This is a genomic window from Klebsiella sp. D-Nf1 (assembly GCF_002810515.1).
GTDB lineage: Bacteria > Pseudomonadota > Gammaproteobacteria > Enterobacterales > Enterobacteriaceae > Klebsiella > Klebsiella variicola.
In genome coordinates this window covers 1,845,003-1,867,521 of sequence record NZ_PIOK01000001.1, presented here as the reverse complement: position 1 = coordinate 1,867,521, position 22,519 = coordinate 1,845,003, and the positions used below count along the sequence as shown (strand labels likewise).

Annotated in this window: 23 protein-coding genes; 14 read left to right on the top strand and 9 right to left on the bottom strand. The window is 58.0% G+C overall.

The window, feature by feature from the left end; all coding sequences use genetic code 11:
- Positions 1–106: 106 nt before the first annotated feature.
- Together otsB and otsA are read left to right on the top strand one after the other, a co-directional pair.
- Entirely contained in the window at positions 107–895 is a 789-nt protein-coding gene (otsB, locus tag CWM54_RS09165; protein ID WP_061154081.1) for a trehalose-phosphatase, read from the top strand.
- Positions 870–2,294 (top strand): alpha,alpha-trehalose-phosphate synthase, encoded by a 1,425-nt coding sequence (gene otsA, locus CWM54_RS09160; RefSeq protein WP_100696799.1) that lies wholly within the window; start codon positions 870–872, stop codon positions 2,292–2,294. The genes otsB and otsA overlap by 26 nt, the downstream gene beginning before the upstream one ends.
- Positions 2,295–2,317: 23 nt before the next feature.
- Here the strand turns inward: otsA and uspC are convergent, their stop codons facing one another.
- The gene (gene uspC, locus CWM54_RS09155) at positions 2,318–2,746 is read right to left on the bottom strand and encodes a universal stress protein UspC (RefSeq protein ID WP_008804235.1); all 429 of its coding nucleotides are present in this window, start codon (positions 2,744–2,746) and stop codon (positions 2,318–2,320) included.
- 351 nt (positions 2,747–3,097) lie between these two features.
- Between uspC and CWM54_RS09150 the strand changes: the two genes are divergently transcribed.
- On the top strand, positions 3,098–4,681 hold the full coding sequence (locus CWM54_RS09150) for an MFS transporter (RefSeq protein WP_100681226.1): 1,584 nt from the start codon (positions 3,098–3,100) through the stop codon (positions 4,679–4,681).
- Between the two features lie 4 nt (positions 4,682–4,685).
- Positions 4,686–5,825, top strand: coding sequence for a glycoside hydrolase family 105 protein (locus tag CWM54_RS09145; protein WP_100696797.1), 1,140 nt, complete (start codon positions 4,686–4,688; stop codon positions 5,823–5,825).
- Positions 5,826–5,886: 61 nt separating this feature from the next.
- Here CWM54_RS09145 and argS read toward each other — a convergent pair whose 3' ends face one another.
- Positions 5,887–7,620: an arginine--tRNA ligase gene (gene argS, locus CWM54_RS09140; RefSeq protein WP_100696795.1), complete on the bottom strand. Its 1,734-nt coding sequence runs from the start codon at positions 7,618–7,620 to the stop codon at positions 5,887–5,889.
- Positions 7,621–7,855: 235 nt separating this feature from the next.
- On the opposite strand from argS, the gene CWM54_RS09135 reads away from it, so the two are divergent.
- Both CWM54_RS09135 and cutC read left to right on the top strand, forming a co-directional pair.
- Positions 7,856–8,425 carry a VOC family protein gene (locus CWM54_RS09135; protein ID WP_100696793.1) on the top strand — a complete coding sequence of 190 codons (570 nt, stop codon included), beginning with the start codon at positions 7,856–7,858 and terminating at the stop codon, positions 8,423–8,425.
- Positions 8,426–8,501: 76 nt separating this feature from the next.
- On the top strand, positions 8,502–9,245 hold the full coding sequence (cutC, locus tag CWM54_RS09130) for a copper homeostasis protein CutC (protein WP_061154086.1): 744 nt from the start codon (positions 8,502–8,504) through the stop codon (positions 9,243–9,245).
- Positions 9,246–9,326: 81 nt separating this feature from the next.
- On the opposite strand, the gene cmoB is transcribed toward cutC, so the two are convergent.
- The 5 genes from cmoB to CWM54_RS09105 are packed head-to-tail and all read right to left on the bottom strand — an operon-like array spanning position 9,327 to position 12,940.
- The gene (gene cmoB, locus CWM54_RS09125; RefSeq protein ID WP_061154087.1) at positions 9,327–10,331 is read right to left on the bottom strand and encodes a tRNA 5-methoxyuridine(34)/uridine 5-oxyacetic acid(34) synthase CmoB; all 1,005 of its coding nucleotides are present in this window, start codon (positions 10,329–10,331) and stop codon (positions 9,327–9,329) included.
- Entirely contained in the window at positions 10,328–11,071 is a 744-nt protein-coding gene (gene cmoA, locus CWM54_RS09120) for a carboxy-S-adenosyl-L-methionine synthase CmoA (protein ID WP_061154088.1), read from the bottom strand. Before cmoA ends, cmoB begins: the two co-directional genes overlap by 4 nt.
- 39 nt (positions 11,072–11,110) lie before the next feature.
- Positions 11,111–11,506: an MAPEG family protein gene (locus CWM54_RS09115; RefSeq protein ID WP_008804243.1), complete on the bottom strand. Its 396-nt coding sequence runs from the start codon at positions 11,504–11,506 to the stop codon at positions 11,111–11,113.
- Positions 11,507–11,558: 52 nt separating this feature from the next.
- A complete protein-coding gene (locus CWM54_RS09110; RefSeq protein ID WP_061154089.1) occupies positions 11,559–12,377 on the bottom strand; it encodes a DUF72 domain-containing protein in 819 nt (272 codons plus the stop codon).
- Complete coding sequence (locus tag CWM54_RS09105; protein WP_100696791.1) at positions 12,374–12,940, bottom strand: hydrolase; 567 nt, start codon at positions 12,938–12,940, stop codon at positions 12,374–12,376. Before CWM54_RS09105 ends, CWM54_RS09110 begins: the two co-directional genes overlap by 4 nt.
- 267 nt (positions 12,941–13,207) lie before the next feature.
- Here CWM54_RS09105 and aspS point away from each other — a divergent pair, with 267 nt between their 5' ends.
- The 6 genes from aspS to ruvB all read left to right on the top strand — a co-directional run bounded on the left by aspS (position 13,208) and on the right by ruvB (position 18,474).
- Positions 13,208–14,995, top strand: a complete 1,788-nt coding sequence (aspS, locus tag CWM54_RS09100) for an aspartate--tRNA ligase (RefSeq protein ID WP_061154091.1) — start codon at positions 13,208–13,210, stop codon at positions 14,993–14,995.
- Between the two features lies 1 nt (position 14,996).
- Positions 14,997–15,440 (top strand): dihydroneopterin triphosphate diphosphatase, encoded by a 444-nt coding sequence (gene nudB / locus CWM54_RS09095; RefSeq protein ID WP_061154092.1) that lies wholly within the window; start codon positions 14,997–14,999, stop codon positions 15,438–15,440.
- Positions 15,441–15,467: 27 nt separating this feature from the next.
- Positions 15,468–16,208: a YebC/PmpR family DNA-binding transcriptional regulator gene (locus CWM54_RS09090; RefSeq protein WP_061154093.1), complete on the top strand. Its 741-nt coding sequence runs from the start codon at positions 15,468–15,470 to the stop codon at positions 16,206–16,208.
- 34 nt (positions 16,209–16,242) lie between these two features.
- Positions 16,243–16,764 carry a crossover junction endodeoxyribonuclease RuvC gene (gene ruvC, locus CWM54_RS09085; protein WP_061154094.1) on the top strand — a complete coding sequence of 174 codons (522 nt, stop codon included), beginning with the start codon at positions 16,243–16,245 and terminating at the stop codon, positions 16,762–16,764.
- A gap of 79 nt (positions 16,765–16,843) precedes the next feature.
- The gene (ruvA, locus tag CWM54_RS09080) at positions 16,844–17,455 is read left to right on the top strand and encodes a Holliday junction branch migration protein RuvA (RefSeq protein ID WP_002911454.1); all 612 of its coding nucleotides are present in this window, start codon (positions 16,844–16,846) and stop codon (positions 17,453–17,455) included.
- A gap of 8 nt (positions 17,456–17,463) precedes the next feature.
- On the top strand, positions 17,464–18,474 hold the full coding sequence (gene ruvB, locus CWM54_RS09075; RefSeq protein ID WP_061154095.1) for a Holliday junction branch migration DNA helicase RuvB: 1,011 nt from the start codon (positions 17,464–17,466) through the stop codon (positions 18,472–18,474).
- A 63-nt stretch (positions 18,475–18,537) separates the two neighbouring features.
- On the opposite strand, the gene znuB is transcribed toward ruvB, so the two are convergent.
- Both znuB and znuC read right to left on the bottom strand, forming a co-directional pair.
- Positions 18,538–19,323, bottom strand: coding sequence for a zinc ABC transporter permease subunit ZnuB (gene znuB, locus CWM54_RS09070; protein WP_061154096.1), 786 nt, complete (start codon positions 19,321–19,323; stop codon positions 18,538–18,540).
- Entirely contained in the window at positions 19,323–20,042 is a 720-nt protein-coding gene (gene znuC / locus CWM54_RS09065; RefSeq protein WP_229531798.1) for a zinc ABC transporter ATP-binding protein ZnuC, read from the bottom strand. Before znuC ends, znuB begins: the two co-directional genes overlap by 1 nt.
- Positions 20,043–20,152: 110 nt before the next feature.
- Here znuC and znuA point away from each other — a divergent pair, with 110 nt between their 5' ends.
- Positions 20,153–21,097 (top strand): zinc ABC transporter substrate-binding protein ZnuA, encoded by a 945-nt coding sequence (znuA, locus tag CWM54_RS09060; RefSeq protein WP_061154097.1) that lies wholly within the window; start codon positions 20,153–20,155, stop codon positions 21,095–21,097.
- Between the two features lie 15 nt (positions 21,098–21,112).
- Positions 21,113–22,432 carry a murein DD-endopeptidase MepM gene (gene mepM / locus CWM54_RS09055; protein WP_061154098.1) on the top strand — a complete coding sequence of 440 codons (1,320 nt, stop codon included), beginning with the start codon at positions 21,113–21,115 and terminating at the stop codon, positions 22,430–22,432.
- The last annotated feature ends 87 nt before the right edge of the window (positions 22,433–22,519 follow it).

The window sequence follows — 22,519 nt, the reverse complement described above, 5'->3', positions numbered from 1 at the left end:
GGCGGTAACTATCAAAAATGGCGAGGTTGGTCACACTGTCTATACTTACATGGCTAACATATAATTAACAATCAGCTTCGGCTGGCCATGATAAGGAGGAAACAGGGTGGATAACCAGATATCTGTACCGCCTGCGCTAACCGGAAACTACGCTTTTTTCTTTGACCTCGACGGTACTCTTGCCGATATCCAACCGCACCCCGATCAGGTGGTGATACCCGACAACACGCTGCAGGCGCTCAACGCGCTGGCCCAGCAGCAGGGTGGGGCGGTGGCATTGATTTCAGGGCGCTCAATGGCTGAACTTGACGCGCTAACCCATCCCTGGCGGCTACCGCTGGCCGGTGTTCACGGGGCAGAACGCCGTGATATCAATGGTAAAACCTATATCGTTTCTCTGCCGTCGGCGCTGCGCGATGAAATCGCGGCTGAACTGACCTCGGCGCTGCAGGCGCTTCCCGGCTGCGAGCTGGAGAGTAAAGAGATGGCCTTCGCGCTGCACTACCGTCAGGCTCCGCAGCAGCAGAGCGCGGTGCTGGAGCTGGCTCAGCGCATCGTTCAGCGCTACCCGCTGCTGGCACTGCAGCTGGGCAAGTGCGTGGTGGAGATTAAACCCCGCGGAGTGAACAAAGGGGAGGCGATCAGCGCCTTCATGCAGGAGGCGCCGTTTGCCGGTCGCGAACCAGTTTTTGTCGGCGATGATTTGACCGACGAGGCGGGATTCAGCGTGGTTAATCAACTGCAGGGGATGTCGGTAAAAGTCGGCGCCGGGGAAACTCAGGCGCACTGGCGGTTGGCGGATGCCGCCGCTGTAAGGACGTGGGTGCAACATCTGGCGTATGACGCGCAAATCGAAAGGAGGGATGACCATGAGTCGTTTAGTCGTAGTCTCTAACCGTATCGCCTTACCGGACGATAAAAAATCGAGTGCTGGCGGCCTGGCCGTCGGCATCCTGGGGGCACTGAAAGCGGCGGGGGGGCTGTGGTTTGGCTGGAGCGGCGAAATTGGTGATGACCAGCAGCCGCTGCAGCAGGTCTCCCGCGGAAATATCTCCTGGGCGTCGTTCAACCTGAATGAACGGGACCATGATGAATATTACAACCAGTTTTCCAATGCCGTGCTGTGGCCGACCTTCCACTATCGTCTTGACCTGGTCAGCTTCCAGCGCGAAGCCTGGGAAGGGTATCAGCGGGTCAACGCGATGTTGGCCGACAAGCTTCTGCCGCTGATCGAGCCTGACGATACGCTGTGGATCCATGATTACCATCTGCTGCCTTTCGCCAGTGAACTGCGTAAGCGCGGAGTGAACAACCGGATCGGCTTCTTTTTGCATATTCCGTTCCCGACGCCGGAGATTTTTAACGCGCTACCGCCGCATGCCGAGCTGCTGGAGCAACTGTGCGATTACGATCTGCTGGGCTTCCAGACCGAAAGCGACAGAACCGCCTTTCTTGACAGCATTGCCATGCAGACCCGGCTCTCCGAGATCGGGGACAAACGCTATCAGGCATGGGGTAAGGCGTTCAGTACCGAGGTTTATCCGATTGGGATCGATCCGGACGAGATTACCCGCAACGCCAAAGGCCCGCTGCCACCGAAGCTGGCCCAGCTGAAGAATGAGCTGAAAAATGTGAAGAATATCTTCTCCGTGGAACGCCTTGACTACTCGAAAGGGTTGCCGGAGCGATTCCTTGCCTATGAGACGCTGCTTGAGAAGTACCCTCAGCATCATGGCAAGATCCGTTATACCCAGATTGCGCCCACTTCCCGTGGCGATGTGCAGGCCTATCAGGATATCCGCCACCAGCTGGAAACGGCATCCGGACGCATCAATGGCCAGTTTGGCCAGCTTGGCTGGACCCCGCTCTACTACCTGAACCAGCATTTTGACCGTAAGCTGCTGATGAAGGTCTTCCGCTACTCTGACGTCGGGCTGGTGACGCCGCTGCGTGATGGCATGAACCTGGTGGCGAAAGAGTATGTCGCGGCGCAGGATCCGGATAACCCCGGTGTGCTGGTCCTGTCGCAGTTTGCCGGGGCGGCGCAGGAGCTGACCAGCGCGCTGATCGTCAACCCTTACGATCGCGATGAGGTGGCCACCGCGCTGGATCGCGCTCTCAGCATGCCGCTGGCGGAACGTATCGCCCGTCATTCAGCGATGCTGGACGTGATCAGAGAGAATGATATTCATAACTGGCAGGCGCGCTTTGTCGACGATCTGCAGCATATTTCGCCGCGCAGCGAGGAGAGCCGCCTGCGGGGGAAGATAGCCACCTTCCCTAAACTGGCCTAGTTCAGGAAAAGGGCTAACCGGCGTTAGCCCTTTTCAAGGGAAACCAGCAGGACATCGACGCCGCTACTGCCGACGATATTTTTCGCCGAGCAGGTGGCGCGCGAGAAAAGCGAGTGGTTGTGATTGCCGCAGATCACCAGATCGACCTTGTGCGACTGGCAAAAGTCTTTGACATGGTGACCCAGTTCGCCGCAGGCGATGGTCATTTTTTCTATCGGGTAGTCCGCCTGACGTGCCAGCTCATTGAGAAACTCCCGCGTTTCTTCCTGCATCAGCTCACGCAGATTTTCCATCATCGGTGCGGCGAACTGGTTATACATCTCCGGGTCCGTGGCGAAGGTGATAAAGCTCACTTTCGCGTTAACGGGGCGGGCAATCGACACCGCTTTTTTAATTAATATCTGACTCTCCGGCGTTGGCGCGACGGCAACCAGCAGATGTGAATAAGGCATCAGGCCTCCTTGAGATACGCGGAATAACCCTTTCTTCCATTCTTTACTCCTGTTTCCCCAGCGGCGCAAGGGCTGCTCACGTGATTTGCGACGCTCTTCGCCAGTCCGTGTTTTCCCCACAAGATCACATAAATGAACCTGTCTTTTTATTTAAAAGAAATGCTGTTTTATAAATGAGTGAAGTGGAGACATCGTCTCTTTGTCATTTTGCCACCGGCGGTTGTTCCGTGGCAAAAACACAAAGGTAACGTCTTTTCACTGCTTTTAGTGTAGCCAGGTACCCACTCCCTTCCGGTGGCAAATCCGGAACGATTGTCGGCGTTCTTTTAAAAAAGACACAGGATCACGGCGATGAAAACACGAAAAATTGGACTGGCTAACTACCTGGCCTACGGCGCGGGCGATTTTCTCGGCGCCGGCACGACGGCGCTAACCGCCGCATGGCTGCTCTACTTTTACACCACCTTCTGCGGACTCTCCCCAATAGAGGCCACGCTCATTTTTGCTTCTGCCCGCGTGCTGGATGCGGTGGTGAGCCCGCTGATGGGCTTTCTCACCGATAACTTCGGCACCACCTGGCTCGGCAAGCGCTTCGGCCGCAGAAAATTCTTTATTCTGCTCGGTATCCCGTGCGTATTCAGCTATTCAGCGATGTGGGTCGGCGAGATGGGCTTCTGGTACTACCTCGTCACCTATCTGCTGTTTGATATGGTTTACACCATGATTCTGGTGCCCTACGAAACGCTGGTGCCGGAGATGACCGATGATTTTAAACAGAAAACCAAATTTTCCGGCGCGCGCATCTCGATGGCGCAAATGTCGGCGATTTTAGCCTCCTTTCTGCCGGGGATCCTCCTCACCTGGCTCGGTAAAGACAATGCCAGCTCATTCTTTTATGCCAGTCTGGTGTTCTCGGTCCTGTGCGCGGTGATGCTGACCTTCGTCTGGTGCTTCACGTGGGAACGGCCGCGTGAGGCGTGGTCAGAGGCGGCGCTGCGGGCGGAAGCGGAAAAACAAAACTTAACCCTCGCCCAGAGCCTCAATCGCCTGGTGATTGAGCTAAGCTCCACGCTGCGGATAAAAATTTTTCGCCAGCACCTCGGCATGTATCTGGGGGGCTATATCGCCCAGGACGTCTTCAATGCCGTGTTTACCTATTACGTGGTCTTTGTCCTGATGCAGGAAGCCTCTGTCGCCTCGAATCTGCTGGGGACGATGGCCATCTTCCAGTTTATCGCGGTGATCGCCATGATCCCGCTGTGCATTCGCTTTGGCCCCGCGCCGTCGTACCGCATGGTGGTGGTCCTGTTTGGCCTGAGCTCGCTCTCGTATGCGCTGCTCTATTACGCCGGACTGAGCGACGTCTATTCCTTATTGCTGCTCATCTCTGCTGTCGCCGGACTGGGACGCGGCGGGATTAATTACGTGCCGTGGAATACCTATACCTATATTGCCGACGTCGACGAGGCGATCACCGGCCAGCGCCGCGAAGGGATTTTTGCCGGCATCATGACGCTGACCCGCAAAGCCTCGCAGGCGGGGGCGGTGATGCTGGTGGGCATCATCATGCAACTGTCGGGGTTTGTTTCCGGGCAAAAAATACAACCGCCAGGGGTGAGTCATACCATTTTACTGATCCTCAGCGTCGGCACCCTGGTGGTGTTAGCCTGCGGCTTCCTCGTCTCGCTACGCTTCAAGCTCAACCTGCACACCCACAGCATCCTGCGCAGTGAAACCCTCAGAATGCGCGATCTCGGCTGTGCCCAGCCGGAACAGACCCGTGCGGAACACCGCGCGGTGGTCGAGATGCTGGCGGGGATGCCTTACGACTGCCTGTGGGGCAATAACAATATTGGCTATCTGAATCGTCATAAACCTGCTGCCCCGGCGCTCAACCAGGGCAGCGCTTTGAATTCGACATACACCCGAGGTTAACAACATGAAAGTTTGGCCAGTCAAACATAGCCCATTACTGTGTCAGCCTGAGCGTTTTATCGCCCGCAGCGAACTGCAGGCGCTGATCCGCAACGTGACGCAAAACCTGGTGAACATTAAGGATGAGAGCGGGCAATTTTTACTGCGCCTCGATGACGGGCGCGTGATCGATACCAAAGGCTGGGCCGGCTGGGAGTGGACCCACGGCGTTGGGCTGTACGGCATCTATCAGTATTATCAGCAAACCGGCGATATCGAGATGCGCGATATCATCGACCGCTGGTTTGCCGACCGCTTCGCCGAGGGGGCAACGACCAAAAACGTCAATACGATGGCCCCGTTCCTGACCCTGGCATACCGCTTTGAAGAGACCGGCCGGATGGCGTATCTGCCGTGGCTCGAAAGCTGGGCGGAATGGGCGATGCATGAGATGCCGCGCACCGAGCAGGGCGGCATGCAGCACATGACCCTGGCGGAGGAGAACCATCAGCAAATGTGGGATGACACGCTGATGATGACCGTGTTGCCGTTAGCCAAAATTGGCAAGCTGCTTAATCGCCCGCAGTATGTGGAGGAGGCGACCTATCAGTTCCTGCTCCATGTGCAGAACCTGATGGACCGGGAGACCGGGCTGTGGTTTCACGGCTGGAGCTATGAGGGGCGGCACAACTTTGCCCGGGCGCGCTGGGCGCGGGGCAACAGCTGGCTCACCATGGTGATCCCGGATTTTCTGGAGCTGGTGGATCTCCCCGAGGGGAACGCGGTACGGCGTTATCTGATGACGGTACTCGACGCACAGATTGCCGCCTTAGCAAAATGCCAGGACGACAGCGGCCTGTGGCATACCCTGCTGGACGATCCGCACTCTTATCTTGAGGCCTCCGCGACCGCCGGCTTTGCCTACGGCATTCTTAAAGCGGTGCGCAAGCGTTACGTCGGGCAGCACTATGCCGGGGTGGCTGAAAAAGCGATTCGCGGGATTGTGCAGAATATTTCGCCGCAGGGGGAGTTGCTGCAGACCTCGTTTGGCACTGGAATGGGGTCAGACCTTGATTTTTATCGCCAGATCCCGCTTACCTCGATGCCCTATGGCCAGGCGATGGCGATCCTTTGTCTGACGGAGTATCTGCGTAAATATTTCTGAGCAGAGCGCCCCACTGGCGGGGCGCCGAATAAAACTAACCCGGCTTTCGCCGGGTTACTGGTTACATACGCTCTACGGTTTCGATACCCAGAGTATCGAGACCCAGCTTGAGGGTTTTCGCTGTCAGCAGCGCCAGCTTCAGGCGGCTGTTGCGGATCTCTTCGCTTTCCGCGCTGAGGATCGGGCAGTGCTCGTAGAAGCCGGAGAACAGCCCCGCCAGATCGTACAGGTAGGCGCACATCACGTGCGGCGTCCCTTCGCGAGCGACCACGGAGAGGGTCTCTTCAAACTGCAGCAGGCGCGCGGCCAACTGGGCTTCGCGATCTTCGGCGATGACCACTGGTGCATCGTTCATCGCGTTTTCGTCGATGCCGGCTTTACGGAAGACGGAGAGCACGCGGGTATAGGCATACTGCATATACGGTGCGGTGTTGCCTTCGAACGCCAGCATATTATCCCAGTCAAAAACGTAATCGGTGGTGCGGTTTTTCGACAGATCGGCATATTTCACCGCGCCGATACCCACCACTTTTGCCAGATTTTCCAGCTCGTCAGCCGACATGTCCGGGTTCTTCTCCGCGACCAGGCGACGGGCGCGCTCCAGCGCTTCGTCCAGCAGATCGGCCAGCTTCACGGTGCCGCCGGCGCGGGTTTTAAACGGCTTGCCGTCTTTACCCAGCATCATACCGAACATATGGTGCTCCAGCGGCACAGAGTCCGGCACGTAGCCTGCTTTACGCACGATGGTCCACGCCTGCATCAGGTGCTGGTGCTGACGAGAGTCGATGTAATAGAGCACGCGGTCGGCGTGCAGCGTTTCATAGCGATACTTCGCGCAGGCGATATCGGTGGTGGTATAGAGGTAGCCGCCATCCTTTTTCTGGATGATGACGCCCATCGGTTCGCCTTCCTTGTTTTTGTACTCATCAAGGAACACCACGGTGGCGCCTTCGCTCTCGACGGCCAGCCCTTTGGCTTTCAGATCGGCGACGATCCCCGGCAGCATCGGGTTATACAGGCTCTCACCCATCACGTCATCGCGGGTCAGCGTCACATTCAGGCGATCGTAGGTGATTTGGTTTTGCGACATGGTGATGTCCACCAGCTTACGCCACATCTGCAGGAAGTACTGATCGCCGCCCTGCAGTTTAACCACGTAGCTACGTGCGCGCTCGGCGAAGGCTTCGTCTTCGTCGTAGTGCTTTTTCGCTTCGCGATAGAAACCTTCGAGGTCGGCCAGGGCCATCTCACCGGCGTTTTCCTGCTGCTGTTTTTCCAGATACGCGATCAGCATACCGAACTGGGTGCCCCAGTCGCCGACGTGGTTGGCGCGGATCACCTTATGACCCAGGAACTCCAGGGTACGGACTGAAGCATCACCAATGATGGTCGAACGCAGATGGCCGACGTGCATCTCTTTCGCCACGTTGGGGGCCGAGTAGTCGACGACGATGGTCTGCGCCTGCGGTTTCGTGACGCCCAGGCGCTCAGACTGCAGTGCGCGGTTGACGTTGTCCGCCAGAAACGCGGGATCGAGGAAAATATTGATAAAGCCCGGCCCGGCGATTTCAACCTTGCTGGCAATGCCGTTGAGGTCAAGATGAGACAGTACCTGCTCTGCAAGTTGTCGCGGCGCCATGCCCAGTTTTTTGGCGACAGCCATCACGCCGTTGGCCTGATAGTCACCGAACTGAACTTTTGCTGACTGGCGGACCTGAGGTTCGCAATCGGCAGGCGCGCCTGCCGCGATCAGGGCCTGGCTGACTTTTTCTGAGAGAAGAGCCTGAATATTCACCGGAATACCTTACGTGTAATGCGCCTGCCCCCGAGGGAGGCGGCGCCATAATGTGGACAAATTAGGGCGGGAGTATACTGCATTTGTCCCCGTCCGTCAGCATTGCGCGCGGCGCGGCGGCGTGCGCAATCCATCGCCGTTCGGTTGCCCGTCAGCAGGGCGGCGGTTGGTCCGCAGGCCGAAACACGGTAAATTACCTTTTCATTACTGACGAGCATTATTGACGAGCAAACCCATGGCAAACTGGCAGCAAATTGAACAACTGGCCGATATTACGGCGGATCTCCCGCGATTTTCCGATGCGCTTCAGCGCTTCACTGCGCGACTGGGGCTGGAGATAGCCGGGCTCGACGCCGACCATATCTCCCTGCGCTGTCATCAGAATACCACGGCGGAACGCTGGCGCCGCGGTCTGGAACAGTGCGGAACCCTGCTGTCGGAGAATATGATCAACGGCCGGCCCATTTGCCTGTTCAAGCTGGCGGAGCCGGTCTGCGTGGCGCACTGGCGCTTCCATATCATTGAGCTGCCGTGGCCGGGTGAAAAGCGTTATCCCCATGAAGGCTGGGAGCATATTGAAATTGTCCTGCCTGGCGATCCGGCAACCTTAAATGCCCGTGCTCTGGCGCTGTTGGCCGATGACGGACTCAGCCAGTCGGGGATCGTCGTCAAAACCAGTTCGCCGAAAGGGCAGCATGAGCGTCTGCCGAACCCCACTCTGGCGGTGACCGACGGTAGCGTGACGGTGAAATTTCATCCGTGGTCTATTGAACAAATCGTCGCCAGCGAGCAAGCTGATACATAACAGTGTGAAGCGGCGCGGCGTCTGTGGCGCGAAATCGTGACATGCTCGAAGGATGGTCTGGATCAGGGAGAGGGAAATGGCGGTACTGGAAGTCTGTTGCTATAGCGCGGCGTGCGCCCGGGAGGCTGAGCGCTGCGGTGCCGATCGCATCGAGCTCTGCGCCGCGCCGCAGGAAGGGGGATTAACGCCCTCTTATGGGGTGCTGGTCTCGGTCCGCAAGGCGATGACCATTCCGGTGCATCCGATTATTCGCCCCCGCGGTGGCGATTTCTGCTACACCGAGGCGGAGTTCGCCTCGATGCTTGCCGATGTTCAGATGGTACGTGAGCTGGGGTTCCCTGGTCTGGTGACCGGTGTGCTGGATGCTGATGGCCATGTGGATATTCCGCGGATGAAAAAAATAATGGCGGCGGCAGGACCGCTGGCGGTGACCTTTCATCGCGCGTTCGATCTGTGCGCCGACCCGCGTCAGGCCTGGAATACATTGGGTGAGCTGGGGATTAAACGTATCCTGACTTCCGGTCAGCAACCCTCAGCGGAGAAAGGTATTTCATTAATTACGGAACTTATTGCCGCAGGGGATACTCCAATCATTATGGCCGGTGCGGGAGTCCGCGCCGCGAACCTGCCGCTGTTTCTGCAGGCGGGGGTGAAAGAGGTTCATAGCTCTGCAGGCCAGTGGTTGCCATCGGAAATGCGCTTTCGTCATCCAGGCGTTTCGATGTCAGCCGATCCTGATGCGGACGAATACAGGCGCTACGCCGTTAATGGCGAAGCGGTGGCGGAGATGAAAAGGATTATCTCCGCCTGGAGAAGTTAAACGGTTTTTTGCTGCACATCATGTCGCCCAATATGATGATTGCCCGTACCAGGCCCCTGCCCATTAAACAGGGGCCTTTTTTTATCTCGCTTTTTTCGCCAGCGACTGCTGCGTTTCCGGTTTGGTGGCGATAATCACCGCGCGCAGCGGAGCCGGATAGCCTTCCACGGTTTTGCGCTGATCCTGCGGGTCGAGGAAATCGGCCAGTGATTCACTGGTCATCCATTCGGTGCGCCGCTGCTCCTCAGTCGAGGTGACGCAGGCATCGACGATGCGCACATCGATAAACCCGCACTTCTCCAGCCACATTTTCAGGGCCGCCGCCGAGGGGATAAAATAGACGTTGCGCATCTGCGCATAGCGTTCGCCCGGAACCAGCACCGTATTTTCATCCCCTTCGACCACCAGCGTCTCCAGCACCAGCTCGCCTCCGGGCGCCAGCTGATCTTTCAACTGCCACAGGTGGTCCAGCGGCGAGCGGCGATGGTAAAGCACGCCCATCGAGAACACGGTGTCAAAAGCTTCCAGCGCCGGCAGCTGTTCGATACCCAGCGGCAGCAGATGCGCCCGCTGATCGTTGCCGAGCAGCTTACGGACCGCCTCAAACTGGCACAGGAACAGCTGGGTGGGATCGATGCCGACCGCCAGATGTGCGCCAGCGCCGATCATTCGCCACATGTGATAGCCGCTGCCGCAGCCCACATCGAGGATAGTCCGCCCGGTGAGATCGGACAGGTGCGGCAGGACACGCTCCCACTTCCAGTCAGAGCGCCATTCGGTATCAATGTTAATGCCGTACAGCGAATAAGGCCCTTTGCGCCATGGCATCAGGTTTTTTAGCAGATTTTCTACCCGCAGCTGATGGCCTTCGCTAAGCGGCGTTTCGCTCTCGGCGGTGACGCTGTGCAGGAGGTCCAGACGCCAGGGCGTTAATTCAGGGAGAAACTCAACGGCACGCTCCCATTCGCGAAACTTGCCGTGCAGGGCCTCGCGCTGCCAGGTGGCTACCTGAGCTGGCAAGGTTTCCAGCCAGTGAGACAGCGGGCTTTTGGCGATCAGCTGATAGAAATTACTGAAGTCGATCATGCCTGCTCCCCGGATTTTACTGCCACCAGCGAGCCAAAGTTAAAGCACTGGAACCACAGTTCGGCATGTTCAAACCCAGCCTGACGCAGGCGGGCTTTATGGGTTTCCACGGAGTCCGTCAGCATCACGTTTTCCAGCATGCTGCGTTTCTGGCTGATCTCCAGCTCGCTGTAGCCGTTAGCGCGTTTAAAGTCATGATGCATATTGAACAACAGTTCGCCAACGTGGGAATCTTCGAAGCTGAATTTCTCCGAGAGCACCAGCGCGCCGCCGGGGTTGAGACCCTGATAGACTTTATTCAGGATCGCCTGGCGATCGCCCGGCTCGAGGAACTGAATGGTAAAGTTCAGGATAACCAGCGAGGCGTTTTCAATGGCCACCGCACGGATATCCCCTTCAATCACCTCGACCGGCGTCGGGGCTTTATAGGCGTCAATATGACGGCGGCAGCGTTCCACCATCGCCGGGGAGTTATCGATGGCGATAATGCGACATCCTGGATGGCTAATACTGCGGCGCACGGAAAGGGTGGCGGCGCCCAGCGAACAGCCAAGATCGTAAACCTGGGTGTTGGGCTGAACGAAGCGCTCGGCCAGCATGCCGATCATCGAGATGATATTGGAATAGCCGGGCACAGAACGCTGGATCATATCGGGGAAGACTTCAGCAACCCGTTCATCAAAGGTCCAGTCGCCGAGGCTGGCAATCGGCGCGGAAAAAAGCGTATCGCGGTGAGACATAACGTTAAACCCGAAAAAACGAAAACGGCGTATTGTGCGCTAACGGAGGGAGAAAACCAACTCCCAGGGCATATACCAGAGATTGGCCAGCACCATCAGCAGCAACGCGCACCAGGTCGCGCTCATGCCGGAGCGGCGCCAGTGGTAGACGCGGTGATGAAAACCCCAGGAGTGCATCAGTCGCCCGACAATCAATAAAATGCCGCAAACGTGCACCATCCAGGTCTGGGCGCCATTCATCTCCATAAATAGCAGCAAAATGAGGCCAATCGGCACATATTCGACGGCATTACCGTGAACGCGGATGGCAACCTGCAGCTCGCTAAAGCCGCCGTCACCGTAGCCCACATGGTACTGGGTGCGTAAACGCACCACGTCGAAAGAAAACTTCACTAACAATAACGCACCTAAAACGGCATACAGCGCGCTGACCATACGAAAACTCCCTTTAACTCTGGCAGATGGCTCCGATTATGATAGCAGGATATCAGAAAAGGGAGGATTGCTGCGGAATCGACGGCGCATTTCCTGCCGCCGGCAGGGCGGTGCGCAGATCGCTCCACAGCGTATCGACCAGCGTCGGCGCGTAAGCAATGTCTGGGGTATGCAGGAACAGCCACGGGGTGCCAGACTGATGCCACTTCGGCAGGGTCTGCAGCCAGACGCGAAACAGTTCCCGGTTGTGGGCCATGTCGTCACCGCCGATAAAGCGCACCATCGGCTGCCGGGCGGTCATCACCGCATGTACCGGCACTTTGGGTTTCTTTTTCTGCGCGTCGATCATCGCCGGGCTGGTGGCCGCGGCGCTGTGGACCGGGCGGCTGTCGAGGATCACGCGGTTAACGTTGCGCTCGTGCAGCCCGCGATTGAGCTGCTGTTCCGCTTCGCCTTTGGCGAAGAATTCGGGGTGACGAACCTCGACGCCGTAGGTGAAATCCTTCGGCAGCCCGTCGAGAAATTGCCATAACGCGGGGAGATCGCGAGGACCGAAGGTCGCCGGCAGCTGCAGCCAGTACTGGCCGATGCGCGAGGCCAGCGGCGCCAGGCGGGCAAAAAATTCACTGCTTAACTCGTCGCAATGACGCAGGGCGGCCTGGTGCGAGATGGTGGCCGGGAATTTGAAGCAGAAGCGGAAGTCATCGTGGGTCTGTTCATACCAGCGGGTGACTATCTCCGGCTTCGGCAGCGCATACAGGGTAGTGTTGCCCTCGACGCAATTGAAGTGGCGGGCGTACTCTTCAAGGCTGGTGATGCCAAGGCGCACCCATTTCGGGTGCGACCACTGGGGAAGCCCAATATAAATCATAGCGCGGCGAGGATCTCCTCGGTGCTGCGCACCCGACCGATGCGCGGGAAAATATGCGTCATGCTGCCCTGATGCTGCTCGGCGGAGGCGGCGCTGCAGGCATCTTCGGCGATGATCAGATTAAAACCCAGCTCCCAGGCGTTGCGGGCGGTGGACTCGACGCCGATATTGGTGGAGATACCGCAGAGAATAATGGTGTCGATACCGCGGCGGCGCAGCTGAAGCTCAAGGTCGGTGCCATAGAACGCGCCCCACTGGCGTTTGGTCACTTCGATATCGCTCTCCTGCTTACCGAGCGTGGCCGGGTAGGTCCACCAGTTTTCAGGCAGCGTATGCGCCCCGGCCTGAGCGTCGACAGGCTGTTTCAGCGCTTCAGCGAAATCGGCCGACCAGCCGACGCGGACCATGATGACCGGTGAACCCTGTTGTCGACACTGGTCTGCCAGGCGAGCGGCACGCGCCACCACCTCGTCAGCCCGATGCGGTCCGCCGGCGAAAGGCAGAATGCCTTCCTGCAGATCGATCACCACCAGCGCCGTTTTTTTTGCATTGAGTTCTAACATGGTATCCCCGTATCTTGTTCTGTTGTCAGGCGGCTACAATACCTGCGCGGCTTCTGCAAAAGGGTAACAAATATTGTTAATTTATGTGAGTGTAGACGTTAAGCGCGCAGCAAAGCAGCGTACATCGTGCGTCGGACTTATCGAACGACAGAATTTCCAGTATAATAGCCGCCTTTTTTCATTCAGTTGTGACATCAGCTAAAGCTGCGACCTCGTCGCCTGCAGGGCAGACGACAATCCGCCGACGGCTAAGTTAAGGGATATCTCATGCGTACAGAATATTGCGGACAGCTTCGACAGTCCCACGTTGGGCAGCAGGTGACTCTGTGTGGTTGGGTCAACCGCCGTCGCGATCTCGGTAGCCTCATTTTTATCGACATGCGCGACCGCGAAGGCATCGTTCAGGTGTTTTTCGACCCGGATCGTGCGGATGCGTTGAAATTAGCCTCTGAACTGCGTAATGAGTTCTGCATTCAGGTCACTGGCACCGTCCGCGCGCGTGAAGAGAAAAACATCAACGCGGACATGGCCACCGGCGCCATCGAAGTGCTGGCCTCCGATCTGACGATCATTAACCGCTCAGAATCGCTGCCGCTGGACTCCAATCACGTCAACACCGAAGAAGCGCGTCTGAAATACCGCTACCTCGACCTGCGTCGTCCGGAAATGGCGCAGCGTCTGAAAACCCGCGCGAAAATCACCAGCTTTGTGCGCCGCTTTATGGATGACCATGGCTTCCTCGACATCGAAACCCCGATGCTGACTAAAGCCACCCCGGAAGGCGCTCGCGATTACCTCGTGCCTTCCCGCGTGCATAAAGGCAAATTCTACGCACTGCCGCAGTCCCCGCAGCTGTTCAAACAGCTGCTGATGATGTCCGGGTTCGATCGCTATTATCAGATCGTTAAATGCTTCCGCGATGAAGACCTGCGTGCCGACCGTCAGCCTGAATTTACCCAGATCGACGTAGAAACCTCCTTTATGACCGCGCCGCAGGTGCGTGAGATCATGGAAGCGATGGTGCGTCAGCTGTGGCTGGAAATTAAAGGCGTCGACCTGGGCGATTTCCCGATCATGACCTTCGCCGAAGCCGAACGTCGTTACGGCTCCGATAAACCAGATCTGCGTAACCCGATGGAGCTGGTGGACGTCGCCGACCTGCTGAAGTCCGTGGAGTTCGCGGTCTTTGCCGGCCCGGCCAACGATCCGAAAGGGCGCGTGGCGGCGCTGCGCGTCCCGGGCGGTGCTTCTCTGACCCGCAAGCTGATTGACGAATACGGCAACTTTGTGAAGATCTACGGCGCGAAGGGGCTGGCCTATATTAAAGTGACCGAGCGTGCGAAAGGCATGGACGGGATCAACAGCCCGGTGGCGAAATTCCTGACCGCTGAGATCGTGGAAGCCATCCTCGAGCGCACCGGCGCGCAGGACGGCGATATGATCTTCTTCGGTGCCGACAACAAGAAAGTGGTGGCTGACGCGCTGGGCGCGCTGCGTCTGAAGCTCGGTAAAGACCTGAGCCTGACTGACGAAAGCAAATGGGCGCCGCTGTGGGTGATCGACTTCCCGATGTTCGAAGACGACGGCGAAGGCGGCCTGACGGCGATGCACCATCCGTTCACCTCGCCAAAAGATATGACGGCGGACGAGCTGAAAGCCGCGCCGGAAGAGGCCGTAGCCAACGCCTACGATATGGTCATTAATGGGTATGAAGTCGGCGGCGGTTCTGTGCGTATCCACCGTGGCGACATGCAGCAAACCGTATTTGGCATTCTGGGCATTAACGAGCAAGAGCAGCGTGAAAAATTCGGCTTCCTGCTGGATGCGCTGAAATACGGTACGCCGCCGCATGCGGGCCTGGCGTTCGGTCTTGACCGCCTGACTATGCTGCTGACCGGTACCGATAACATCCGCGACGTTATCGCCTTCCCGAAAACCACCGCGGCGGCCTGTTTGATGACCGAAGCGCCAAGCTTCGCGAATCCGGCCTCGCTTGGTGAACTGGGTATTCAGGTTGTGGAGAAAGAGACAAAAGCGTCTCTGGAGAACAAGTAATATGTCATTTAAGCTGCCCGTTTCGGTGCTGGTGGTGATTTACGCCGAAGATACGAAACGGGTGCTGATGTTACAGCGGCGCGACGATCCCGCGTTCTGGCAGTCGGTGACCGGCAGCCTGGAAGCAGGAGAGACCGCGCTGCAGGCCGCCGCGCGTGAAGTAAAGGAAGAGGTCGCCATTGATGTTGCCTGCGAGCAACTGACCTTAATTGACTGTCAGCGCACGGTGGAGTTCGAGATATTTTCTCATTTGCGTCATCGCTATGCGCCGGGCGTAGAGCGCAATACAGAATTCTGGTTCTGTCTTGCGCTGCCTCATGAGCGGGAGATTACCTTCACCGAACATCTGGCATACCGCTGGGTTAGCGCGGCGGAAGCCGCTGCGCTGACCAAGTCGTGGAGCAACCGGCAGGCGATTGAAGAATTTGTAATTAACGCCGCCTGAAAGGGCGCGCTTTTTGGAGAGTTTTTTATGGCAGGTCATAGTAAATGGGCCAACACCAAACACCGCAAAGCGGCACAGGATGCTAAACGCGGTAAAATCTTTACGAAAATCATTCGCGAGCTGGTGACTGCGGCGCGTCTGGGCGGCGGCGACGCGGCTTCCAACCCGCGTCTGCGTGCAGCTGTTGATAAAGCGTTGTCTAACAACATGACGCGCGACACCCTGAACCGCGCCATCGCGCGCGGCGTCGGCGGTGATGAAGACGCGAACATGGAAACCATCATTTACGAAGGCTATGGCCCTGGCGGTACCGCGGTAATGGTGGAATGTCTGTCCGACAACCGTAACCGTACCGTTGCGGAAGTGCGTCACGCCTTCACCAAAACCGGTGGTAACCTCGGTACCGACGGCTCCGTGTCCTATCTGTTCAGTAAGAAAGGCGTCATCTCCTTCGAGAAAGGCGATGAAGACACCATCATGGAAGCGGCGCTGGAAGCCGGCGCAGAAGACGTGGTGACCTATGACGACGGCGCCATCGACGTCTACACCGCGTGGGAAGAGATGGGCGCCGTGCGCGACGCGCTGGAAGCCGCTGGCCTGAAAGCCGACGCTGCCGAAGTCTCGATGATCCCGTCCACCAAAGCGGATATGGATGCCGAGACGGCGCCGAAGCTGCTGCGTCTGATCGATATGCTCGAAGACTGCGACGACGTGCAGGAAGTGTACCATAACGGCGAGATCTCCGACGAGGTCGCAGCCACCCTGTGATGCAGTCGCATCCACGGTTAACCGGAGGCGCGTGATGGCTATTATTCTCGGCATTGACCCGGGGTCGCGCGTCACCGGTTATGGCGTGATCCGTCAGGTCGGACGGCAGTTGAGCTACCTTGGCAGCGGATGCATTCGCACCAAAGTGGACGATCTGCCGTCGCGGCTGAAGCTGATTTACGCTGGGGTGACAGAGATCATCACCCAGTTCCAGCCCGACTATTTCGCCATTGAGCAGGTCTTTATGGCGAAGAACGCCGATTCGGCGTTAAAGCTCGGGCAGGCGCGGGGAGTGGCGATTGTTGCAGCGACCAATCAGTCGCTGCCGGTGTTTGAATACGCCGCCCGCCAGGTCAAGCAGACCGTTGTCGGGATCGGCAGTGCCGAAAAGAGCCAGGTCCAGCACATGGTGCGTACCTTGCTCAAGCTGCCTGCCAATCCGCAGGCGGATGCGGCGGATGCGCTGGCGATTGCCATCACCCACTGCCATGTTAGCCAGAATGCCGCTCAGATAAGTGAGACCCGGCTCAATCTGGCGCGAGGGCGCTTACGATAATCGCAAATCAGGCTGGATATCTATCCAGCCTTTTTTTATGATACCGCCAGATACTTAGACCATAACGCAGGAGCCCCATGTGATAGGCAGACTCAGAGGCATCATTCTCGAAAAACAACCCCCGCTGGTGTTGCTGGAAACGGCGGGCGTCGGCTATGAAGTGCATATGCCAATGACCTGCTTCTATGAGCTGCCGGAGGCCGGTCAGGAGGCGATAGTCTTTACCCACTTTGTGGTGCGTGAAGATGCCCAGCTGCTGTATGGTTTTAACAACAAACAGGAACGTACGCTGTTTAAAGAGCTGATTAAAACCAACGGCGTAGGGCCAAAGCTGGCGCTGGCGATCCTCTCCGGCATGTCGGCGCAGCAGTTCGTCAACGCCGTTGAGCGGGAAGAAGTCGCCTCGCTGGTGAAGCTGCCGGGGATTGGCAAAAAAACCGCAGAACGCCTGATCGTCGAGATGAAAGACCGCTTCAAAGGGCTGCACGGCGACCTGTTCACTCCGGCGGCCGATCTGGTGCTGACTTCACCGGCAGGCCCGACGGCAGATGATGCCGAACAGGAAGCGGTTGCCGCGCTGGTCGCGCTGGGCTATAAACCGCAGGAGGCCAGCCGGATGGTAAGCAAGATCGCGCGTCCGGACGCCAACAGTGAAACGCTAATCCGCGAAGCGCTGCGCGCCGCGTTGTGAGGTAAGGGATGATTGAAGCAGACCGGCTGGTATCGGCAGACAGCAGCGGCGCAGAAGAGGCCGTTGACCGCGCCATCCGCCCAAAATTGCTGGCAGAGTATGTCGGCCAGCCGCAGGTGCGCTCGCAGATGGAGATCTTTATCCAGGCGGCGAAACTGCGCGGCGACGCCCTCGATCACCTGCTGATTTTTGGCCCGCCTGGGTTGGGGAAAACCACTCTGGCGAACATTGTCGCCAATGAGATGGGGGTGAATCTGCGCACCACCTCCGGCCCGGTGCTGGAGAAAGCAGGCGATCTCGCCGCGATGCTGACCAACCTCGAACCGCACGACGTGCTGTTTATCGATGAGATCCATCGCCTTTCGCCGGTGGTGGAAGAGGTGCTCTACCCGGCGATGGAAGACTATCAACTGGATATTATGATTGGCGAAGGTCCGGCGGCGCGCTCCATCAAAATCGATCTGCCGCCGTTTACCCTGATCGGCGCCACCACCCGGGCCGGTTCATTGACCTCACCGCTGCGCGACCGCTTTGGCATCGTGCAGCGTCTGGAGTTCTATCAGATACCCGATCTACAGCATATTGTCAGCCGCAGCGCCCGCCATATGGGGCTGGAGATGAGCGACGAAGGCGCGCTGGAAGTGGCCCGTCGTTCACGCGGCACGCCGCGTATTGCCAACCGTCTGCTACGTCGGGTGCGCGACTTCGCGGAAGTGCGCCATGACGGCACCATCTCTGCCGACATTGCCGCCCAGGCGCTGGATATGCTGAATGTCGATGCGGAAGGGTTCGACTATATGGACCGCAAACTGCTGCTGGCGGTGATAGATAAATTCTTTGGTGGGCCGGTGGGGCTGGATAACCTTGCCGCCGCGATCGGCGAAGAGCGGGAAACCATTGAAGATGTGCTGGAGCCTTATTTAATTCAGCAGGGCTTTCTGCAGCGTACGCCGCGGGGAAGAATGGCGACGGTGCGCGCCTGGAATCATTTCGGCATTACGCCGCCGGAAATGCCATAGTGCGTTGCGGCAGAGCAGTGCGTGTGGAGGCCCGGTCAACAGCATGACCGGGCTTTTTCATTTTCAGCTGGCGGCTTTTTTCGTCATGCTGAGGATAAACAGCGCGGCGGCGCACAGCACCACCGATGGCCCTGCGGGGGTATCGTAGAAGGCCGATAGGGTCAGCCCCCCGGTGACCGCCAGCATGCCCACGCCCACTGCCACGGCGGCCATCTGCTCCGGCGTGCGGGCAAAACGGCGGGCGGTGGCGGCAGGGATAATCAGCAGGGAAGTGATGATCAGCGCGCCGACGAACTTCATCGCCACGCCGATAGTCAGGGCGGTGACCAGCATCAACAGCAGCTTGACCCGCTGCAGTTTCACGCCATCGACAAACGCCAGATCCGGACTGATGGTCATCGCCAGCAGAGGTCGCCACTGCCAGAGCAGGATACCAATCACAATCACTACGCCAATGGCGATGGCAATCAAATCCTGCGGCGTCACTGCCAGCAGATCGCCGAACAGGTATGCCATCAGATCGACGCGGACGTTAGACATCAGACTGACCACCACCAGCCCCAGCGACAGTGCGCTGTGCGCCATGATGCCCAGCAGGGTATCGATCGCCAGATGGGGGCGTTTCTCCAGCCACACCAGCCCGCCGGCCAGCAGCAGGGTTACGGCGATCACCGCATAAAACGGATTGACGTTAAGCAGTAAGCCGAAAGCGACGCCGAGCAGCGACGCATGCGCCAGCGTATCGCCAAAATAGGACATGCGGCGCCAGACCACAAAGGAGCCCAGCGGGCCGGCGGCGCAGGCCAGCATCATCCCGGCAAGCCAGCCAGGTAACAGAAGTTCAATCATTAGCGGCTGTTTCCCCGACGCAGTACAATTCGCCCCTGAAGGTCGTGGCGGTGATTATGGTGGTGGCGGTAAATCCCCAGCTGTTCCGCGCCGCGCGGGCCGAACATGGAGATAAACTCCGGATGCATGGAGACCACCTCCGGCGCGCCGGAGCAGCAGATATGCTGGTTCAGGCACAGGACTTCGTCGGTTTTGGCCATCACCAGATGCAGGTCGTGCGATACCATCAGCACTGCGCAGTCCAGTTCATGGCGCAACTGGTCGATAAGATCGTAAAGCGCCACCTGGCCATTGACGTCAACCCCCTGGGTTGGTTCATCCAGCACCAGCAGCTGTGGGCGGTTGAGCAGGGCGCGGGCCAGCAGTACGCGCTGGGTTTCGCCGCCGGAGAGTTTTTGCATCGGCGCGTCGATCAGATGCCCGGCCTGCACACGTTTCAGTGCCGGCAGGATGTCGTCTTTGCGGGTACCCGGGCGCAAACGCAGGAAGCGGCTGACGGTCAGCGGCAGCGTGGCGTCAAGATGCAGCTTCTGCGGCACGTAGCCAATCCGCAGGCGGTCTTCCCGCTTGATGACACCCTCTGTTGGTGCTACCAGCCCCAGAACCACTCGCACAAGGGTCGATTTACCGGCGCCGTTCGGGCCCAGCAGGGTTAATATTTTGCCTGGCGTGAGTGCCAGCGAAATGTCAGACAGCACGCGGCGTTGGCCAAAGGCCACCGACACATTTTCCAGCGTAACAAGGTTTGTCATAGTAATTTAGGGTTGCACAAGCTAGTGAATGTTATAATATCACATCACATTCACTCGTTTCGATGACTAGACGCATTATGTTACATAAAAATACGCTTCTTTGCGCTGGACTTAGCGCTGTTTTTTTGTTCGCGCAGGTTCCGCTGGCCAGCGCCGCCGTAGTGACTTCCATGAAACCGCTGGGCTTTATTGCAGCCGCTATCGCCGATGGGGTGACAGATACTCAGGTGCTATTGCCCGACGGCGCCTCAGAGCATGACTATTCACTGCGGCCTTCTGATGTAAAACGCTTACAGAACGCAGACTTAGTGGTATGGATTGGTCCGGAAATGGAAGCCTTTATGGATAAGTCGACGCAAAGCATTGCGGCGAATAAAAAGGTGACCATCGCGGAGCTGGATGGGGTGAAGCCGCTGCTGATGACCGGCGCTGACGATGATGACGATCATGATGGTCATGACCACGGCGCAGCAGAAAAAAGTGACGGCGATCACCATCACGGTATTTACAATATGCATCTGTGGTTATCCCCAGAGATAGCGCGGCTTTCGGCGGTTGCAATCCACGATAAATTATTGGAACTTATGCCGCAGAGTCGAGCCAAACTCGACAGCAACCTGCAGCAGTTCGAGGCCGCGCTGGCGGCAACTGACAAGCAGGTTAGCAATGAGCTGGCACCGCTGAAAGGGAAGGGCTATTTCGTTTTTCATGACGCCTACGGTTACTTTGAAAAACACTACGGTTTGACCTCACTGGGGCACTTTACCGTCAACCCTGAAATACAGCCTGGTGCGCAGCGTTTACACGAAATCAGAACACAACTGGTTGAGCAGAAGGCCACGTGCGTTTTTGCTGAGCCACAGTTCAGGCCAGCGGTTATCGAAGCTGTTGCCCGGGGCACGTCTGTGCGCATGGGAACCCTGGATCCGCTGGGTACTGGAATTACGTTGGGTAAAGCGAGTTACCCGCAATTCCTGACCCAGCTGGCGAATCAGTATTCGAGCTGCCTGAAAGGAGATTAACGAGGAAGTGAATACGTGCAACAGATAGCCCGCGCTGTCACTCAGGCATTCAACAATCTGCCACGACCTCATCGCGTCATGTTGGGGTCGCTTAGCGTTCTTACCTTAGCGGTCGCCGTCTGGCGACCCTACATTTACCACCCGGAATCCGCCCCCATCGTCAGAACCATTGAACTGGAAAAAAGCGAGATCCGTTCCCTGCTGCCGGAAGCCTCCGAGCCGATCGACCAGGCCCCGCAGGAAGAAGAAGCCATTCCTCAGGATGAACTCGACGAGAAGGCCGATACCGATGCCGGCGGTCACGAATATGTGGTGTCGACCGGCGATACGCTCAGCAGCATCCTGAACCAGTACGGTATCGATATGGGTGATATCGCCCAGCTTTCCTCCGCCGATAAAGAGCTGCGTAATCTGAAAATTGGCCAGCAGCTCTCCTGGACTCTGACCGCGGACGGCGATCTGCAGAGTCTGACCTGGGAGATGTCCCGCCGTGAAACCCGCACTTATACCCGTGTGGATAACGGTTTTAAAATGAGCAGCGAGCTGCAGAAAGGCGACTGGGTCAACAATGTGCTGAAGGGCACCGTCGGCGCCAGCTTTGTCTCCAGCGCACGAGACGCCGGGCTGACCAGTACCGAAATCAGCGCGGTGATCAAGGCCATGCAGTGGCAGATGGATTTCCGTAAGCTGAAAAAAGGCGACGAGTTCTCGGTATTGATGTCGCGCGAAATGCTCGACGGTAAGCGCGAGCAAAGTCAGCTGCTGGGCGTGCGTTTGCGCTCCGATGGTAAAGACTACTTTGCTATCCGTGCCGAAGACGGCAAATTCTACGATCGTAACGGGACGGGGCTGGCGAAAGGCTTTATGCGCTTCCCGACGGCGCGTCAGTTCCGCGTCTCCTCTAACTTTAACCCGCGTCGTCTGAACCCGGTCACCGGGCGCGTCGCGCCGCACCGTGGCGTCGATTTCGCGATGCCGCAGGGGACGCCAGTGCTGGCGGTCGGCGATGGTGAAGTGGTGGTGGCCAAGCGCAGCGGCGCTGCCGGGTATTATGTTGCTATCCGCCATGGTCGCACCTATACCACCCGCTATATGCACTTGCGTAAGCTGCTGGTGAAACCGGGGCAGAAAGTGAAGCGCGGCGATCGTATCGCGCTGTCGGGGAATACCGGCCGCTCTACCGGACCGCATCTGCACTACGAAGTGTGGATCAACCAGCAGGCGGTCAACCCGCTGACGGCTAAGCTGCCGCGTACCGAAGGGCTGAGCGGTTCCGACCGTACCGATTACCTGGCGCAGGTCAAAGAGGTCGTCCCGCAGCTGCGGTTTGACTAACTACCGGTCAGTGGAAAGCCGGTGCCCCAGGGCGCCGGCTTTTTCTTTTGTAGGTTACCCAACGTCTCGCTACACTATCCCATTATC